Raw genomic sequence first — 18,320 nt, forward strand, 5'->3', positions numbered from 1 at the left:
GCAACGGCACTTCGGGCGGCGGCGACCACGGCGTGCCGCGCAACATCTGCGCCCGGGCCAGCACCGGAGGCGGCAGCGTTTCTTCCGGGGTCCGGAACACACCGACGTCGCGTAGCCATCGACCGGCGTCCGGCGCCGAGGTCAGCGCCACGATCGGCATCGAGAGCACCATGCCGAGCAGGACCGGCAACATCCACAGCGCGAGCGCGGGCGAGATGGCATAGCTGCAGACCGCCCCGGCCAGCCCCCAGGCGGTCACGCCGCCGTAGCGCTGCAGCAGCCCCGACAGTGGCAGGGTGCCGTCGTCGCGCCGCTGGCTCTCCCAGCCGGAGTCGCGTCCGGCCAGGACCTCGGCGACGCCGCGCGATTGCACATACATCGTCACCGGCGCCATCAGCGTGGTCAGCAGGGTCTCCAGCAGCAGGCCCAGCGTCAGGCGCACGGCGCCGCCACAGCTGCGACGCGCCCACGGGTCGACCAGGGTCAACACGAAACCCAGCAGCTTCGGCCCCAACAGCAGGAGCATGGTCAGCATGAACACCCAGAGGAACCGGCCGGTCTCATCCGGCACCTGCCATCCCGCCGGTACCGTGCCCGAGTTGGCCATCGTCATGAACAGGCCGATGACCATCAACATGCCCCACAGCGGCGCGGTGGCGTAGTGGCCGATGCCGGTCATCAGGTGCCAGCGGCTGATCCAGTGCAGGCCCTTCGCGGGCAGCACGCCCGCGTGCTGGAGGTTGCCCTGGCACCAGCGGCGATCCCGCACCAGCATGTCGGTCAAAGACGGCGGACCCTCCTCATAGCTGCCGCCGAGGCCGGGCACCAGGTGCAGCGCCCAACCGCCGCGCCGCATCAGCGCCGCCTCCACGAAGTCATGGCTCAAAACGCTGCCGCCGAACGGTTTTCGCCCCGGCAACTTCGGCAGGCCCGCATGGGCGGCGAACGCGGCGGTGCGGATGATCGCGTTATGACCCCAGTAGTTGCCCTCGGTGCCGTGCCACCAGGCGTTGCCATAGGCCAGCACCGGGCCGTACACGCGCCCGGCGAATTGCTGCATCCGTGCGAACACGGTACTGCCGTTGACCACCACCGGCAGCGTCTGGATCAGCGCGACCCGCGGATTGCGCTCCATCGCCATCGCCAGCCGCACCACCGCCTTGCCGGTCATCAGGCTGTCCGCGTCCAGTATCAGCATGTGCGGATAGGCACCACCGAACCGGCGCACCCAGTCGGCGATGTTCCCGGCCTTGCGTTCGGTGTTGTCCTTGCGATGGCGATAGAACAGCCGCCCGTGGCCACCGACCCGCTCGCGCAGTGCGAGGAAGGCGGCAAGCTCGCGATCCCGGATATCCGGCTTGTTGGTATCGCTCAGGACGAAGAAATCGAACGCTTCCGGCTGCCGGGTGGCCTCGACGGATTCGTAGATCGCCTGCACGCCGGCCATGAGGCGTTCGGGGTCCTCGTTGTACGTCGGCACCAGCAGCGCCGTGCGCGTGGCAAGCGGCGGCAGCGGCCCGGCGTCGATCACCCCGAGCCGGCCCGGACGGCGATAGCCGTGCACGATCAGCGCGAAACCGGCCAGCGCACTGACGAAGCTCTGTGCGACCCAGACGAACAGCAGCGCGAACAGGACCAGCCCGATCCAGTCCAGGATCCCCACGCCACCCGCGCGCAGCGCCCACCACAACTGCCCCGTGGCCAGCAGGGTGAGGCCGGCGGTCCCGCCGAATACCCACGCCCTTCGCAGCTCGATACCGGCGGGCCTGCCAGGCAAGCGCATCGGGGCCGGCGCAGCCTCTTCGAAGGACTGCACCGGCATTGCCAGCGGCGTCTCCGGCGGGAGCAGGGGCACACCGGCGCCTGGCGCCGGCGGAGGGGTCGAAGCTGTCATCGCGTCCATCGATACAACCAGTTTTCGGATAAGGGTCGGCCATCGGCCGTGGCCAGGCGGGCCCGCATCTCGACCACGTCGGCATCGCCCGGCTGCATTTCAAAGCTGATCCGCCAACGGCCTTCGCCCGGCATCGGGTGGGCAACCACGTTGGCGACGTGCCCGGTGTCGGCGACGACCTGCGCGACCGGCTCCGGAGCCGCCGCCAGCGCGGTGCCGCCTTCCAGGTCGACCGCCACCCGTCGCGCCCCGTCGGGCGCGGCGCCGATGCGCGTGCGCACCACGCGGGCCAGTGCGGGATTCCAGCGGTGCCGATCGGTCCAGTGCAGGCGGTAGTCGAAGCGGTGTTCACGGCCGGCACGGAGAGGCCGCAGCGGGCGCCAGAAGGCGACGATGTTGTCCTGGTACTCGTCGGCAGTCGGGATCTCGACCAGATGCACCCGGCCCTGCCCCCAGTCATCCAGCGGCTCGACCCACAGGCTCGGTCGCCGGTCGTACCGCGCCTCCGCATCACCGTAGTCGGAGAACCCGCGCTTGCGCTGCATGAGCCCGAACCCGCGGGGTGTCCCGCCATCGAAGGTGCTGTGCTGGAGCGACGCGGGATTGTGCAGCGCCCGCCAGGAGACATCACCGGAGGCATCATGGATCGCCAGACCGTCGGAATCGTGCACGGCATCGCGGTAGTCATCGATGCCGGCTCGGTCGGCGGCGTCGAACTGGAACATGCTGGTCAGCGGTGCGATGCCCGCCGCGTCCAGGTGGACGCGCGGGAACACCCGCGCGGTGACATCGATGAGGGTCTCTTCCCCGGGCCTGATCACGAAGCGGAACGCACCCGCGGCACTCGGGCCGTCCATCAAGGCGTGGACCACGATCGAATCCGCTCCGGGAGCCGGGCGCTCCATCCAGAACGTTTTGAAACGGGGGAACTCTTCCCCTCGCGGATCAGCCGTGCGCAGGGCAAGCCCACGTGCCGACAATCCGTAGACCTGCCCCTTGGCCACCGCCCGGAAGTAGCTGGCGCCCAGGAACGCGCAGACCTCGTCGAAGTAGTCGGGGCGATTCAACGGAGCATGCAGCCGGAAACCGGCGAACCCGGCGCCGGCGGCACGCGTACCCGCATCGGCCACGGCCGGACCGAAATCGAACATCTCCGGACGGTATCCGACGGCGGTGGTCACTCCGCCGTCGACCTCGTACATGTCGACCGGTTCGCGGAACAGGAACCCCTGATGGAAAAACTGGGCCTGGAACGGGAGCCCCGTGTCGCGCCACAGCGCCTGCGCAGGATCGAAGCGGATGTCCCGATAGGCGTCGTAGCCGATCCCTTCCAGCCAGGCGGGGGCGCGCCGTGGATCGGGCACGAACGCCTGCTCCGCCAGTGCGCGCGCCATCGCTGGCACCGTGCCCGGGTTGAATGGAACGGGCCGCTCCCGTGCCGACGCCGACCAAGGCAGCGCCACACCCGCCAGCAAGGCGATCGGCGCGGATACTCCGGCGATGAGCAGTTCTCGGCGCTTCATGGGAATGGTCGGGGTTGCCGGCAAACCGGCCATTCTAGGAATGCCCCGTTAGCGCCAGATAAACAGGCCCCTGCCGGGTGTCGATGCCGGTAACCTGTCGCCATGAACTATCGCCACGCCTTCCACGCCGGCAACCACGCCGACGTGCTCAAGCACATCGTGCTGCTCGCGACCTGCGATGCCCTGACCGCCAAACCGGCGCCCGTATTCGCACTGGACACGCACGCTGGCCGTGGCTTGTACGCGCTCGACGGGAACTCCGCCCAGCGTACCGGCGAAGCCGAGGGTGGCATCGGCCGGCTGCTCGCCGAGGCACCGAAGCACCCGCTGGTCGCCCGCTATCTCTCCGCCATCCGGGCCTGCCGGGCAACGCACGGGCAGGCCAGCTACCCCGGTTCGCCGTGGCTGCTGGCGCATGCGCTGCGCGAAGACGACCGCATCGCCACCTGCGAGTTGCTGCCGGAGGAAGCGGCGCAACTGAAATCGAACTTCGCCGACGAGCCGCGGGTCGCCGTGCACGCGCGCGACGGCTATGAAGCGATGAAGGCCCTTCTGCCGCCGCGCATCGGCACGACCCGGTTCAACCGTGGACTGGTGCTGATCGATCCGCCCTACGAAGCACAGCTGGAAGAATTCGACCGGATCATCGGCGCAATACGCGATGCGCTGACGCGCTGGCCCCAGGCCTGTTACCTGGTCTGGTACCCGATCAAGCGGCGGCGGTCCCTGCAGCCGTTCTTCCGGCGCGTGGCGACGCTCCCCGTCAAGGGCGCGCTGCTGGCGGAACTCATGGTGCACCCCGACGACTCGCCACTGCGGATGAATGGCAGCGGCATGGTGGTGCTCAATCCACCGTGGCAACTCAACCAGTCCATTGGCGGCGTGCTGCCGGCGTTGCGTGACGTGCTCGGCGAGGCAGGTGCGTCGTCACGGATCGAGTGGCTGGCGGAACCGCGCTGACGGCTTCGGCGTACGGCCGGCAGATGAAGAAAGCCTTTACATTTGCTGTGCCAGTATCCCGGCCATGGCACGCGAACGTCTTCCGCCCTGGCACGAGCGCCAACGCTTGCCCAACGGCCGTGAACTCCTGATCCGTCCGATCCGTCCCGAGGATGCCGAGCCCCTGCGCGCCGGCTTCCCGTTGTTGCAGCCCGAAGAGGTGCGGCAAAGGTTCCTGCACGCGATGCGGGATCTCACGCCGGAGATGGCCGAACGCTTCAGCAAGGTCAACCCGAAAACGGAGTTCGCACTCGTCGCCGCGGAGCCGCTGCCCCCGGGCGAGGCACTGGTCGGTGCGGTCGCACGGGTGCTGGTCGACCCGGACGGGCGTGGTGGCGAGTTCGCCATCCTGGTGAGCCGCTACATCGCCGGCATGGGATTGGGGCGCTACCTGATGACCCGGCTGGTCAAGTGGGCGCGCAGCCGCAAGCTCGAGTACCTCTACGGCGATGTCTTCGAGCACAACCAGCCGATGCTGTCGCTGGCGCAGTCGCTGGGCTTCGAGCGCGAATCCCAGAGCGACGGCCTGGTCCGGGTGGTGCTGAAACTGGACGGCAAGCCCGGCGGCTGAGGTCGACGGGTCCGGCGACCTCCCACCTTCGCCTGCTAAAATCGCGGTTCCATGCCATCCCCCACCTTCCCCTCCCCGCCGCTGCCAAAGGCCGGCCAGCAGCGCGCCTGGTGGCGTGCGCCCGCCTCGCCCTCCGCACTCGCCTTCCACGTTGCCGGCGCCGCTGCCCACCACGCCGGGCCCGTGCTCGCGATCGCGAAGGCCAACCACGCCGCCCACCAGCTTGAATCCGACCTGCGCACGCTGATCGGCGCGGGCGGCGCGACTGGCCTGCCGGTGCTGCCGTTTCCCGATTGGGAGACGCTCCCCTACGACCACTTCAGCCCCCACCCCGACATCGTCAGCCAGCGGCTCGCCGCCCTGCACCGGTTGCCGGCGCTCGGGCGCGGCATCGTCGTGGTACCGGTGCAGACGCTGTTGCAGCGCCTGGCACCCCTGCGCCACGTCGTCGGAGGGAGCTTCGACGTGCGCGTGGGACAGCGGCTGGACCTGGAAGCGGAGAAGCGGCGGCTGGAGTCGGCCGGCTACCGCAACGTGCCACAGGTGCTCGACCCCGGCGACTTCGCGGTCCGAGGTGGCCTGCTGGATGTCTTTCCGATGGGCGCGGAACAGCCGTTCCGGGTCGAACTGCTCGACGACGAGATCGACACCATCCGTGGCTTCGACCCTGAGACGCAGCGCTCTTCGGACAAGCTCCAGGAAGTCCACCTGCTCCCCGGGCGCGAAGTCCCGCTGGACGAGGCATCGCTTAAGCGGGCGCTGGATGCATTGCGCGAGCGCTTCGACCTCGACATCCGTCGCAGCTCGCTCTACCAGGACCTGAAGTCGGGCATCGCGCCTTCCGGCATCGAGTACTACCTGCCGCTGTTCTTCGAGGACACCTCGACCCTGTTCGACTATCTCGCGACGGACACCTTGCCGATCCTTGGCGAGGGCGTGTTCGAGGCGGCCGAGCACTTCTGGACCCACACCGGCGACCGCTACGAGCAGCGCCGGCATGACCTCGAACGCCCCCTGCTGTCTCCCGAGGCGCTGTACCTGTCCCCGGCGTCCCTGCGCGAACGGCTGAACCAGGGCGTTCGGGTGGAGGTGTGCGGCGAAGGGCATCCGCAGCGCGAACGTGCCGAGGTACTGGCCAGCCAGCCGGCACCGTCGCTGCCGATCGCCGCACGTGACCAGGTACCGGCGCAGGAGCTCAAGTCGTTCCTGGAGCACTACCCGGGCCGCGTCCTGTTCGCGGCGGACTCCGCGGGCCGACGCGAAGCCCTGCTGGAGATACTGCAGGCGGCAGGCCTGCAACCCGCTATCGTTGCCGACTGGCCGAGCTTCGCCTTCGCCCCCGATGCCCCCGCCTTCGCCCTGGCCGTCGCTCCACTGGACGACGGATTCGCGCTCGACCAGCCACGGGTCACCATCCTCACCGAGCGCCAGTTGTTCCCGGAGCGCGCCAGCCAACCGCGTCGCAGGCGCCGGGCCGGGCGCGAGCCCGAGAGCATCATCCGTGAGCTGGGCGAGCTGTCCGAAGGCGCGCCGATCGTGCACGAGGACCACGGCGTCGGTCGCTACCGCGGCCTGGTGGTGCTGGAGGCCGGCGGCGAGAAGAACGAATTCCTCGAGATCGAATACGCCAAGGGCGACCGCCTGTACGTGCCGGTCGGCCAGTTGCACCTCATCAACCGCTACTCCGGCGCCTCGCCGGAGACCGCGCCGCTGCATTCGCTGGGTGGCGAGCAATGGACCAAGGCCAAGCGCAAGGCCGCCGAGAAGGTGCGCGACGTCGCCGCCGAACTGCTGGAGATCCAGGCCAAGCGCCAGGCGCGGGCCGGGCTGGCGGTGGATGTCGACCGGTCGATGTACGAGCCGTTCGCCGCCGCCTTCCCGTTCGAGGAAACGCCCGACCAGCACGCCGCCATCGAGGCGGTGCTGCGCGACCTGCAGTCCAGCCAGCCGATGGACCGGGTGGTCTGCGGCGACGTCGGCTTCGGCAAGACCGAGGTGGCCGTGCGCGCCGCATTCGCCACGGCGGTGGCCGGCAAGCAGGTCGCGGTGCTGGTGCCGACCACGCTGCTGGCCGAGCAGCACTACCGCACCATGCGCGACCGCTTCGCCGACTGGCCGCTCAAGGTCGAGGTGCTGTCGCGGTTCAAGAGCACCAAGGAGATCAAGGCCGAGCTGGAGAAGGCCGCCGAGGGCACCATCGACGTCATCGTCGGCACCCACCGGCTGCTGCAGAAGGACGTGCGTTTCAAGGACCTCGGCCTGGTGATCGTCGACGAGGAGCAGCGATTCGGCGTGCGCCAGAAGGAAGCGCTCAAGGCCCTGCGCGCGAACGTGCACCTGCTGACCCTCACCGCCACCCCGATCCCGCGCACGCTCAACATGGCAATGGCCGGGCTGCGCGACCTTTCGATCATCGCCACCCCGCCCGCCCACCGCCTGGCAGTGCAGACCTTCGTCGTGCCCTGGGACGATGCGCAACTGCGCGAGGCCTTCCAGCGCGAGCTCTCGCGTGGCGGCCAGGTGTACTTCCTGCACAACGACGTCGAGAGCATCGGCCGAATGGAGCGCGAGCTGTCCGAGCTGGTGCCGGAAGCGCGCATCGGCGTCGCCCACGGGCAGATGCCCGAACGCGAGCTCGAGCGGGTGATGCTCGACTTCCACAAGCAGCGCTTCAACGTCCTGCTCAGTACCACGATCATCGAGTCGGGCATCGACATCCCGAACGCCAACACCATCATCATCAATCGTGCCGACAGGTTCGGGCTGGCGCAGTTGCACCAGCTGCGAGGCCGCGTCGGTCGCAGCCACCACCGCGCGTATGCGTACCTGGTGGTCCCCGACAAGCGCAGCATCACCGCCGACGCCCGCAAGCGCCTGGACGCCATCGAGGCGATGGACGAACTCGGCGCCGGCTTCACCCTGGCCACCCATGACCTGGAGATCCGCGGCGCCGGCGAGCTGCTGGGCGAGGACCAGAGCGGCCAGATGACCGAGGTCGGCTTCAGCCTCTACACCGAGCTGCTCGAGCGCGCGGTGCGCAGCATCCGCCAGGGCAAGCTGCCCGATGCAGACGCCGCCGAAGAACGTGGCGCCGAGGTCGAGCTGCACGTGCCCGCGCTGATCCCGGACGATTACCTGCCCGACGTGCACACGCGGCTGACGCTGTACAAGCGCATCTCCGGCGCGCGCGATGCCGACCAGCTGCGCGAGCTGCAGGTGGAAATGATCGACCGCTTCGGCCTGTTGCCGGACGCCGCCAAGCACCTGTTCGCGATCGCGGAGCTCAAGCTGGAGTCCACCCGCCTGGGCATCCGCAAGATCGATCTCGGGCCCACCGGCGGCCGCGTGGAGTTCATCGAGAAACCGAACGTGGACCCGATGTCGATCATCAAGCTGATCCAGGGGCAGCCCAAGCTCTACCAGATGGACGGGCCGGACCGGCTCCGCCTGAAGCTGGAGCTGCCCGACGCGGCTGCCCGCCTCGCCGCTGCCCGCGGCCTTCTGGCAATGCTTGCCAAGGGCTGATCGGCGGTCGACACATTGCGGCGGGCCGAGCATCATCGGCGCTCCACCAAGTTGGGGCTGCCGATGAACCCGCCACGGATGCTGCACCGCCTGCTCATCGCAACGACGCTCACGGTGATGTCGGCTTGCTCGACCTCTCCGGTTGCCGAACCGGCGGGTGCCACCTTCGTGGTGGTCCGCCACGCGGAGAAGGCCGACGACGGCTCCAAGGATCCGCCGCTGACCGGTGCAGGTGAGGAACGGGCGCGCCGGCTGGCCGCGTCGCTTGCCGATGCCCCAGTGGTGGCCGTGTACTCGACCCACCTGCACCGCACCACCCGCACCGCCGAGCCCACCGCGCGCTTGCACGGACTGCCGGTAACGACCTACGACCCCGCCGAGCCCGCCGTGGACCTTGCGGCACGCCTGCGGTCGGCCCACCGGGCCGGGACGGTACTGGTGGTCGGGCACAGCAACACCGCACCCGCCATCGCGTCCGCGCTCTGCGAATGCGAGGTACCGCCCATGGACGAGCAGGAATACGGGCGGACGCTGACCATTTCCCCTGGTAGCGACGGAGCGCCAAGGCTCTCCCTCGGACACTGAAGCCTGACCGGCCCAGGCCGCGTGCGCACCTGGCGGTCACGCCCCGGGCACTACGGTCGAAACCCGATCCCGACCATTCCGAAGGAGCCGCCCGATGAGCCGATCCCTGCTAGTTGCCACCTTGCTTGCCATGACGGCGCCGGGCTGCGCCAGCGGCGGCGAGGATCCAGCCGCCGGTGCGCCGGGTGGCGAATACACGCTGCAACCGGGCGAACGGGTCGGCCTCGCTGACGACACCGCACTTCGCTATGTCGGGGTGATGTCGGATTCACGCTGCCCGCCCGGGGCCAAGTGCATCCGCGCCGGGGAGGCCGAGGTCCGTTTCGAGCTCACGCCCCAGGGCGGCCCCCCCACCACCGTGGATGTCATCACGCCCGACGCGCCCACCGCGAGCGGAGCCGGGTGGCGCCTGGAGTTGATTTCGCTGGAGTTTGGCGACGCACCGGCGGCACGGGTCCGCCTCGATCGCTGAGATCCATCGGGCCCCAGCGGATTCGGTTCGGAACATGAATCCGCGGGATTTGTCAACGCCCCCGAACTGCACTATTGTCGGAGCGTGGCCGGATCGGTTTCCGGCTGCGCACCAGGGGGAATACCGATGAGAAAGACGGCACTATGCCTGCCGTTCCTGCTGTTGGCGGCCGGGGCGGCGCATTCGCAAGACGTACAGGACCAGAGCGCCTGTCCACGCCTGCCGGCCGACGCCGGCCTGAGCTGGGAACACCTCAGCACCGGGGATGCCGACATCTGTCGGGCATTGCGCGAAGACGGCAGCGAAGCCTTCGGGCTCTACATCGCGGCGGACTCGCCGTTCGAACCCAACCGCCGGAACCGCGAAGAAGAAGGCAGCGTGGCGGGCCAGGAAGTGCTCTGGTATCGCGCGGAGCTGGCGAACAATCCCGACATCGAAGCCCGCGAAACGCTGATCGAACTCGACGACGGCCGCGTGGCCCATGTGTGGCTGCAGGCCCAGTCGGGCGACCAGTTGCAACAGGTGTTCGGGATCACCCGCGACCTGCGCTTCGGCGCTTCTCCGTTGCTGGAAACCCAGATCGCCGCGGGGCAGTAGCGGACGCCGGCGGGCGTCATTGATCCTGCAGGCAGAACCGATCGATTGCAGGGGAAGGCCAAGGCCTTCCCCTGCTCATTTCAGAACCTTCAGAACCTGCCGGCCCTGAGGTCTTCGAAAGCCTGCATGAGTTCTTCGCGGGTGTTCATGACGAATGGCCCGTGGCGCGCCACCGGCTCCCGCAGCGGGCGCCCCGCCACCAGGATCAATCGCGCTCCGCTGGCGCCAGCGCGGACCGCCAATCGCCGTCCACCGTCCAATACACCCAGTTGCCGCGTGGCCAGCTCCCGGGCGCCGACGCTATCCGCGCCCACCTGCACGGACCCTTCGAAGACATACGCGAAGGCGTTGTGCCCTTCCGGCAGCTCATGTTCCCAGGCGGCACCGGCCGCCATCGACACGTCCAGGTAGACCGGCCGGGTGGCGGGCTGGCTGATGGGGCCTTGCGCCTCGCCGACACGGCCCGCGATGACCTTGATCTCCACCCCGTCCGAGACCCTTACGCTCGGGATGCTTGCGGGGGAAAACTCCTGGTAGCGCGGCTCGCACATCTTTTCGCTGGCCGGGAGGTTGACCCACAACTGGAAGCCGCGCATCCGGCCCTCCAGTTGCTCCGGCATCTCCGAGTGGACCAGGCCACGGCCGGCCGTCATCCACTGGACGCTGCCGGGCACCAGCACACCCTCGTTGCCATGGTTGTCCCGATGCCGCATGCGGCCATCCAGCATGTAGGTGACGGTCTCGAACCCGCGGTGCGGATGGTCGGGAAATCCGGCCAGGTAGTCCTCGGGCCGGTCGGTGCCGAATTCATCAAGCAGCAGGAACGGATCCAGGTCGGGCAGCGACGCGCCGCCGATCACCCGGATCAGCCGCACGCCTGCGCCGTCGGACGCGGCCTGCCCGCTGACGATGCGATCGATCCGGACCTCGTGGGTATCGCTGGTGCTATGGGACATGGGGACCTCCTGCGTTCGATGGACAGGATCTGGTGGCCGCCGCGCCCCTTGCACAGGGCCGCGCCTGCAAACCTGCGTTCCAGCAGTGCAGCGAAAGCCCCGGCGTCAGCGTCGCCGCAGCTTCCAGCAACGATGGATCCGGGCATCCCTGGCAAAGTCCGGCGGGATCGTTTCGGCCGAGATCTCCTCGCACTCCGCGAATTCCGAAATCGCCGCCTCGTCCAGCTTGAAGCGGCGGAAGTTGTTGGAGAAGTACAGCACGCCGTCGCGCGCCAGCCTCGCCACCGCCGCCCGAAGCAGCCGCACGTGTTCGGCCTGGATATCGAAGTCTCCGGCGCGCTTGGAGTTGGAGAAGGTCGGTGGATCGCAGAACACCAGGTCGTACTCGCCCCCGTCGGCCTCCAGCCAGGCCATGGCATCGGCCTGCACCAGGCGGTGGCGGGCACCGGAAATGCCGTTGGCCTCCAGGTTGTCCGCGCACCACTGCAGGTAGGTCCCCGAGAGGTCGACCGTGGTCGTTGCACGCGCCCGCCCCACCGCGGCATGCACGGTGGCGGCGCCGGTATAGCCGAACAGGTTGAGGAAGCGCGTGTCCTCGGCTTCCGCCGCGATGCGCAGGCGCATCGGCCGGTGGTCGAGGAACAGGCCGGTGTCCAGGTAATCGAACAGGTTCACCCGCAGGCGCGCGTCACCCTCGGAAACGGTGATGAACTCGCCGCGCTGGTCGAACCGGCCGTACTTCGAACCGCCCTTGCCGCGCATGCGCGTCTTCAGGGCCACCTGTTCACGAGGAACGCCGAACACCTCGCGCGCAGCGGCCATCAACTCGTTGAGCCGTCGGCGCTGCACCGGCTCCGGGATGTCGGCCGGCGCGGCGTACTCCTGCACGTGCAGGAAAATGCGGGGATGGACCTCATCGGTCTGGTAGACGTCGATCGCCGCCGAGTACTCCGGCAGGTCGGCGTCGTAGGCACGGAAGCAGGTCACGCCTTCGCGCTGGCGCCACGCCTTCAGCTTGCGCAGGTTCTTGCGCAGGCGGTTGGCCACCATTTGCGCGCCTTCACCCAGCGCCGCTTGCGCCGGCTCGCCCTCGGCGCCTTCGCGCGCCGGCGGCGCCACCGGGTCGGCGACGATCAGGGTGCACTCGATCGCGCCGTTGAACACCTGGTACTTCTTGCGCGCGCGCAGGCCGGTGGCGTGTGCCAGCTCGGTATCGCCGCACAGCAGGCTGGCACGCCAAGCCGGCACGGCGCGCTTCAGCGCAGTGCCGAGTTCGCGATACAACGCCGGGTCGGCGGCCAGCCGGACGTCGTAGGGCGGGTTGCAGACCACCAGCCCCGTCTCCAGTCGGATATCACCGGCGGCCAATGCCTCGATTGCTGCCACCTGCAGGTCGATCAGGCCGGCCAGGCCTGCCATGACCTCGTTGTCGCGCGCAGCGCGGGTCGCGTGGGGATCGCTGTCGCGCCCGTAGAACACCGGGCGTAGCGCTTCGCGGCCGACCAGCTCGCGCTTGCGGGCGTCGTCGCACAGCGCTTCCCAGCCTGCCACGTCGAAGCCCTTCCACCGGCTGGGCAGGAAGCTGCCGTGGCGCAGCAGTCCAGGCGCAACGTCCGCGGCCATCAGCGCGCCTTCGATCAGCAGCGTGCCGCTACCGCACATGGGATCCAGCAGGCCGCCACCCTCCGCATAGATCCGGGGCCAGCCGCCGCGCATCAACACCGCAGCGGCGATGTTCTCCTTCAGCGGGGCCTCGCCCTGCTGCTGTCGCCAGCCGCGCCGGTGCAGGGGCCCGCCGCCGAGGTCGATCGAGATGATCGCCCGCCCCTTGCGCACCACGAGGTTCAGGCGCAGGTCCGGATGCTCGACATCGACGTCGGGGCGCTCGCCGGTGGCGTCGCGCATCACGTCCACCACGGCGTCCTTGACCCGCTGCGCGGCGAACCGGGCATGGGTCAGGGCGTCGCCGGACACGTGCGCGTCGACGGAAATGGTATCGCCCGGCGCCAGGTGCTCCGGCCAGGGCACCGCCGCCACGCCGGCGTACAGCGCCTGCTCGTCCGGGCATTCGAATTCGGTGATCGGCCACAATATGCGGCTCGCCAGCCGCGACCACAGCACCGCCCGTTGGGCATCGAGCAGGCTGCCCTCGACGTTGGCCCCGGCCATCGCTGCGGTGGCCCGGGTGCAGCCGAGCGCGACCAGCTCCTCGGCAAGCAGGTATTCGAGCCCCTTGCCGCAACTGGCGAAGAACTTCATGCCGTGGCTCCGGCAACCCGCTGCAACAGCTCGGAGAAGGCGGCGGCGCTGGCACGGACATGGCCCGAGAGGCGGTGCGAATCATCCACCAGCAACAGCCGGGCCCGTCGCGCGCTCGCCCACTCCACCACTTCGGGCGCGCCAATGAGTTCGTCGTCCCAGCCGTGCACGATGCTGATGGGCACGTGCGCCGCCTGCAACGGGTGCGCGGTGCCCATCCGGATCGGTGGCGCCATCAGGAACAGCCCGGCGACAGGCACCTGGAGCGAGGCCAGCCCGGAGACGTAGGCTCCAAGGCTGGATCCGGCGAGCACCAGTGGCCCGCGGGCCGCCGCTTTGGAGGCGATCGCCAGCAGGCGCTCCAGGCGTGCCGGCACGTCGCCCAGGTCGCTGACTTCGCGGCGGGCGTCGAGATCGGTGTAGTCGGGACGCTCGCAGGTCCAGCCGAGTTGCCCGGCCGCCTCGGCCAGTGCGGTGACCTTGGTCGCGTCGGGGCCGCTCTCGAAGCCGTGGGAGAGGATGCAGTGGCCGCTCATGGTCAATCCGGAAAGCTCGGGACGCGATGCTAGCATCGGCGGATGCCGCCCGACCCCACGCCGCCTGTACCGGCCGCTGCGCCAAGCATCCGGATCCAGCCCCTGCCCTACGAGGCGCTGCTCGAGGCGCGCCCGCTGGCGGCCATCGATCTGGTGGTGGTGCACTGTACGGAGCTGCCGGACCTGGCCATGGCCCGCGAGTACGGCGAGCGCGTGCTGCACCCCTCGGGAACCGGCAACAGCGGGCACTTCTACATCGACCGCGACGGCTCGGTGCTGCAGTACGTCGAGCCCGGACGCATCGCCCACCACGTGCGCGGCTACAACCCCCGCTCCATCGGAATCGAGCTGGTGAACACCGGCCGCTATCCGGACTGGCTGCACGCCCGGCACCAGGCGATGGACGAGGCCTACCCGCCCGTCCAGGTACAGGCGCTGGTCGACCTTGCCTTGCATCTGCGGCGAACCCTCCCGTCTCTGCGCCATATCGCGGGCCACGAGGACCTGGACACGGAACAGGTGCCGGCCAGCGACGATCCTTCGCTGAACGTGGCCCGCAAGCGCGACCCCGGCCCGTTGTTCCCGTGGGCGCAGGTTCTCCGGGCAACCGGGCTGGAACGCCTGGCCGGCGAAGCCCGGGAAGCCGTGCCCCCGCCGCTATAATTGCCCGCTATCCCCACCGGCTGGCCCTGCATGACCCCCCCCGTATCAGAGCTGATCGACCTGCTGTCGCTCGAGCGCCTGGAGGACAACCTCTTCCGCGGGCAGAGCCGCGACATCGGCACCAAGTATGTGTTCGGCGGACAGGTGCTGGGCCAGGCACTGTCGGCCAGCCAGGCGACGCTGAAGGAAGGCCGCACCGCCCATTCGCTGCATGCCTACTTCCTGCGCGCCGGCGACATCGACGCGCCGATCGTCTACCAGATCGACCGCACCCGCGACGGCGGCAGCTTCTCCGTGCGCAGGGTGACGGCGATCCAGCACGGGCAGGTGATCTTCTTCATGGCGGCCTCGTTCCAGCAGGACGAGGGCGGCGCCGAGCACCAGCTGTCGATGCCCCAGGTCCCGATGCCGGAGGACATCGAGCCCGCCCCGGCGGTGCCGCAGAAGGTGCTGTCGACGTTACCGATCAAGGTCCAGCGCTGGTTGTCGCGACAGGGGCCGTTCGAGTTCCGCCACGTGTATCCGCGCGATGAGCTCAATCCGCCCAAGCGTCCGCCCTACCAGCAGGTCTGGTTCCGTCTCAACGAACGGGTGGGCGATGCGCCGGAACTCCACCGCGCCCTGCTCGCCTATGCCTCGGATTTCCACCTGCTCGGTACCGCCACGTTCCCGCACGGCATCAGCTACTACCAGCCGAACGTGCAGATGGCCTCGCTCGACCACGCACTGTGGTTCCACCGTCCGTTCCGCGCGGACGAGTGGCTGCTGTACTCGATCGACGCACCGAGCGCGCAGGACTCCCGCGGCCTTGCACGCGGCCAGATCTACGACCGGCAAGGCCGACTCGTCGCCAGCACGGCCCAGGAGGGGCTGATCCGCGTGGTCGGGGATGCCGGCTCGGCGTCCCACGTCCCCGCAAAGGGCTGACCTGTCGTGCGCAAGGTCTTCAGCAGCCGACGGCTGGAAAACGCGGAGGGTGTGGCCGAGCTGTTGCGCAAGGCCGGGATCGAGGTGCGCATCACCAACGGACGCTCCTACCGGGGCAACCGTCGCGGCACCTTCAGCTATTCCGATCCGACTGCACCCGAGTCCGAGGTCTGGGTGGTCCGGTCCGAGCAGCAGTTGCCGGCGCGCGAGCTGCTCCGGGAAGCCGGGTTGATCGACTCCACCCGGCCCGGCGAAGGCTACAGCTTCCGTGCGCCGTTGGACGGCACGGCCGCGCGCACGCCGGCCAACCGGCGCCTGCTGCGCATCAAGCTCGGCCTGCTGGCCCTGATCGCCTTGGCGGTGGTACTGGCCGGCATCCACACCCTCAACCGCGTGGACCCGGAGCCGCAACTGGCGTCGCCGCCCTTCGACGGCAGCACCGCCGCCACCTTGCCGCCGGTCGCCCGCGCGGTCTTCGCCAGTGACGTCGTGGTCATCGACACCCCCGTCGCCTGCCTGGGCATCGACGGCGGCGATGCGAGCGAGCATTTGATCGAGACGCTGCCGCGCCAGGAGGCACTCCTGGTCCCGGCGACCTGGTGCGTCGAAGTCGCCGACGAAGCCCGCGGCAGCTTCCATCGCGCTTCGGGTAGTGAAGCCACCATCGTCGACGTGCATGCCTTCCGGCCTACCGCTCCCGACCGCGGCACGGTCGAAGTCAGCGCCTACCACCACCGGTCGTGGGCCAGCTACAAGACCCTGGAGGTGGCCCGCATCGAAGGCGAGTGGCAGGTCGTGGACGTGGTGAAGCACGTCGAAAGCCGCGGTTTGATGGGGTTCTGAGCGCGCGAGGGGTTCGCGGTCACGTTTCGGGCGGCTGGGCGTCCCTGGAGCAAAAGGAGGACACGCCATGCTTTCCGATTCCATCGCCCCGCCCCGACCCCTCGACAGCTTGATCGAAGCCCAGCTGCCTGCTGCGGCCTCCGGAGACAGCGCGGCCTACGGCCGGATCGTCGCAGCGTGCCAGAACTCCGTTACCGCCATCGCCCTGGCCATCGTGCGCGACGTACCAGCCAGCGAGGACATTGCGCAGGAGGCCTTCCTCAGTGCCTGGCAGAACCTCAGGCGCCTGCAGAACCCTTCCAGCTTCCTGCCGTGGCTGCGGCAGATCACCCGGAACCTCGCGCGCGACCACCTGCGCGCCCGCGGACGCTCCCCCAGGACCATCCAGGACGCCGATGCAGCCATCGCAATGGCGGCCGATCCCGATCCCTGCCCTGCGCAACGGGCGCTGGACGAGGAACGGAACGCAGTGGCCAGAGAGCTGATTTCCGCCCTGCCCGAGGACAGTCGCGAAACACTGCTGCTGTACTACCGCGAAGGCCAGAGCAGCCGGCAGGTTGCGGTCCTGCTGGGATTGTCGGACGAGGCGGTGCGAAAGCGGTTGTCCCGCGCCCGGGCCTCGGTCCGCGCGGCCCTGCTGGATCGCTTCGGCGAGTTCGCACGCGGGTCGGCGCCATCGGCCGCATTCGCTTCGATGGTGGCCACGGCGGTTGCGGTCGCCAGCCCACCCGCAGCTGCATCCGGCATTCTCACGGCTGCGGCAGCCACGGCCGGCGCAAAGACATTCGGACAGGTGTTGCTGGGTGCGGCAGGCAGCATCGGCTTCGCGCTGGTCGGCGGCTTCGCCGGCATCTGGTTGGGCCTGCGCAGCCAGCTCAAGGGTGCGCTCGACGATGCGGAACGGCTGGCCCTTGTGCGCAGTGCAGTCGTGTCCGCGCTCGCGTCCGTCGCATTCGTCGTCGCCCTGGTGTTCATCAGCCGGTATGACCAGGACTGGGAGTGGCCCTTGCTTGCCACGCTCGCTTTCATGGGCGTGGTGTTCTACCAGGCCCTCGTGGTGCAGCCACGCGTAATGGCAAGGCGCCACGCCATGGAGGCCAGGCGGGATCCCGCCGCGGCCGCGGCGCGCAGGCGGAAGGAGAGGTGGACCTGCAGGATCGGCGCGACTCTGGGTTTCATCGCCGCCATCAGCGGACTGTTGGCGGGGTTGATCAGTTCCGGACGCCTTTGACGGCGGGGCAAAAAAAGAAGACCCGTGCCGCGGAGACTGCGGCACGGGCCAAGCGGTTCCACCCGATCTTGCTCTGGCGGTCAGCGATGCCGCGGAGCCAGGTCGCTGCGCGTGAGGTAGCCGTCGCGGTCCTCGTCGAGGAAAGCGAAGGCCTTGGCCTTGTGCTCCCAGCCCGCCTCGACTTCGGCGCGGCTCAACCGGCCGTCGCCATTCGCATCGGCCTGCTTGAAGCGGGTTTCGAAGCGTTCGGCCGCCTTGGCCCGGTGTTCGCTCCGGCGTTGATCCGCCGAGGCCATCAATTCGCTGCGGACCAGGTAGCCATCGCGGTTGCCGTCGATCTGGTCGAAGCGTCCGGCGAGGCGGGAATCCTCCGCTTCGGCCTTGCTGATCCGGCCATCGCCATCGGTGTCCATGGCGATGATGTGTCCGAACGGTCCGGAGCCGCGACGTCCCATGCCCTTGTGCCGGCTGCCGTGGCCGCGACCGAACTCGCCGCGTTCCAGGCGACCATTGCCGTCCGCGTCGAGTTCGGCGAAACGCGCCGCGAGGCGCGGATGGGCTGCCGCCTCGGCGGCGTCGACGGCGCCGTCGCCATTGGTGTCCAGTTGGAACTTGCCATCCGCCTTGCCGCGATGCCCGTCGGCGGACGGCGGCGCGGCAAAGGCAGCACCGGCCATTGCGATGGATGCCGCGAGGATGGAAAGGCGGACCAGGGAGATATTCATGCGGGAGCTCCTGC

General features: G+C 69.2%; 15 protein-coding genes and 1 pseudogene. 10 read left to right on the plus strand and 6 right to left on the minus strand.

The features are described from left to right. Nucleotides 1–37 precede the first annotated feature (37 nt). Both mdoH and B5D37_RS04960 read right to left on the minus strand, forming a co-directional pair. Nucleotides 38–1,903, minus strand: a pseudogene (gene mdoH, locus B5D37_RS04955) (glucans biosynthesis glucosyltransferase MdoH); the annotation flags it as partial. Continuing rightward, on the minus strand, nucleotides 1,891–3,417 hold the full coding sequence (locus B5D37_RS04960; protein ID WP_143814151.1) for an OpgD/OpgG family glucan biosynthesis protein: 1,527 nt from the start codon (nucleotides 3,415–3,417) through the stop codon (nucleotides 1,891–1,893). The pseudogene mdoH and the gene B5D37_RS04960, both read right to left, overlap by 13 nt. Nucleotides 3,418–3,519: 102 nt before the next feature. Between B5D37_RS04960 and B5D37_RS04965 the strand changes: the two genes are divergently transcribed. From B5D37_RS04965 to B5D37_RS04990, 6 genes are all read left to right on the plus strand, one after another. After that, nucleotides 3,520–4,377, plus strand: coding sequence for a 23S rRNA (adenine(2030)-N(6))-methyltransferase RlmJ (locus B5D37_RS04965; protein WP_078757600.1), 858 nt, complete (start codon nucleotides 3,520–3,522; stop codon nucleotides 4,375–4,377). 64 nt (nucleotides 4,378–4,441) lie between these two features. Beyond that, complete coding sequence (locus tag B5D37_RS04970; RefSeq protein WP_078757601.1) at nucleotides 4,442–4,987, plus strand: GNAT family N-acetyltransferase; 546 nt, start codon at nucleotides 4,442–4,444, stop codon at nucleotides 4,985–4,987. A gap of 51 nt (nucleotides 4,988–5,038) precedes the next feature. Then, nucleotides 5,039–8,512, plus strand: a complete 3,474-nt coding sequence (mfd, locus tag B5D37_RS04975; RefSeq protein WP_078757602.1) for a transcription-repair coupling factor — start codon at nucleotides 5,039–5,041, stop codon at nucleotides 8,510–8,512. Nucleotides 8,513–8,575: 63 nt separating this feature from the next. Continuing rightward, on the plus strand, nucleotides 8,576–9,097 hold the full coding sequence (locus B5D37_RS04980; RefSeq protein ID WP_078757603.1) for a phosphoglycerate mutase family protein: 522 nt from the start codon (nucleotides 8,576–8,578) through the stop codon (nucleotides 9,095–9,097). 94 nt (nucleotides 9,098–9,191) lie between these two features. Continuing rightward, entirely contained in the window at nucleotides 9,192–9,569 is a 378-nt protein-coding gene (locus tag B5D37_RS04985; protein WP_143814152.1) for a hypothetical protein, read from the plus strand. Between the two features lie 126 nt (nucleotides 9,570–9,695). Next, a complete protein-coding gene (locus tag B5D37_RS04990) occupies nucleotides 9,696–10,166 on the plus strand; it encodes a hypothetical protein (RefSeq protein WP_078757605.1) in 471 nt (156 codons plus the stop codon). Between the two features lie 89 nt (nucleotides 10,167–10,255). Here the strand turns inward: B5D37_RS04990 and B5D37_RS04995 are convergent, their stop codons facing one another. The 3 genes from B5D37_RS04995 to B5D37_RS05005 form a co-directional block, all read right to left on the minus strand. Next, complete coding sequence (locus B5D37_RS04995; protein ID WP_078757606.1) at nucleotides 10,256–11,122, minus strand: pirin family protein; 867 nt, start codon at nucleotides 11,120–11,122, stop codon at nucleotides 10,256–10,258. Nucleotides 11,123–11,227: 105 nt separating this feature from the next. Next, nucleotides 11,228–13,381 carry a bifunctional 23S rRNA (guanine(2069)-N(7))-methyltransferase RlmK/23S rRNA (guanine(2445)-N(2))-methyltransferase RlmL gene (gene rlmKL, locus B5D37_RS05000; protein WP_078757607.1) on the minus strand — a complete coding sequence of 718 codons (2,154 nt, stop codon included), beginning with the start codon at nucleotides 13,379–13,381 and terminating at the stop codon, nucleotides 11,228–11,230. Further along, the gene (locus B5D37_RS05005; protein WP_078757608.1) at nucleotides 13,378–13,917 is read right to left on the minus strand and encodes an alpha/beta family hydrolase; all 540 of its coding nucleotides are present in this window, start codon (nucleotides 13,915–13,917) and stop codon (nucleotides 13,378–13,380) included. The genes rlmKL and B5D37_RS05005 overlap by 4 nt, the downstream gene beginning before the upstream one ends. A gap of 42 nt (nucleotides 13,918–13,959) precedes the next feature. Here B5D37_RS05005 and B5D37_RS05010 point away from each other — a divergent pair, with 42 nt between their 5' ends. The 4 genes from B5D37_RS05010 (at nucleotide 13,960) to B5D37_RS05025 (ending at nucleotide 17,581) form a co-directional block, all read left to right on the plus strand. After that, complete coding sequence (locus B5D37_RS05010) at nucleotides 13,960–14,580, plus strand: N-acetylmuramoyl-L-alanine amidase (RefSeq protein WP_078757609.1); 621 nt, start codon at nucleotides 13,960–13,962, stop codon at nucleotides 14,578–14,580. Between the two features lie 30 nt (nucleotides 14,581–14,610). Next, nucleotides 14,611–15,507 carry an acyl-CoA thioesterase II gene (gene tesB / locus B5D37_RS05015; RefSeq protein ID WP_078757610.1) on the plus strand — a complete coding sequence of 299 codons (897 nt, stop codon included), beginning with the start codon at nucleotides 14,611–14,613 and terminating at the stop codon, nucleotides 15,505–15,507. A 6-nt stretch (nucleotides 15,508–15,513) separates the two neighbouring features. Then, complete coding sequence (locus B5D37_RS05020; RefSeq protein WP_078757611.1) at nucleotides 15,514–16,350, plus strand: hypothetical protein; 837 nt, start codon at nucleotides 15,514–15,516, stop codon at nucleotides 16,348–16,350. 67 nt (nucleotides 16,351–16,417) lie between these two features. Then, nucleotides 16,418–17,581 (plus strand): RNA polymerase sigma factor, encoded by a 1,164-nt coding sequence (locus B5D37_RS05025; protein ID WP_078757612.1) that lies wholly within the window; start codon nucleotides 16,418–16,420, stop codon nucleotides 17,579–17,581. Between the two features lie 80 nt (nucleotides 17,582–17,661). Here B5D37_RS05025 and B5D37_RS15030 read toward each other — a convergent pair whose 3' ends face one another. Then, nucleotides 17,662–18,306, minus strand: coding sequence for an EF-hand domain-containing protein (locus B5D37_RS15030; RefSeq protein WP_078757613.1), 645 nt, complete (start codon nucleotides 18,304–18,306; stop codon nucleotides 17,662–17,664). Nucleotides 18,307–18,320 lie beyond the last annotated feature (14 nt).

It is taken from the genome of Lysobacter spongiicola DSM 21749 (genome assembly GCF_900167055.1).
Taxonomy (GTDB): Bacteria; Pseudomonadota; Gammaproteobacteria; order Xanthomonadales; family Xanthomonadaceae; genus Novilysobacter; species Novilysobacter spongiicola.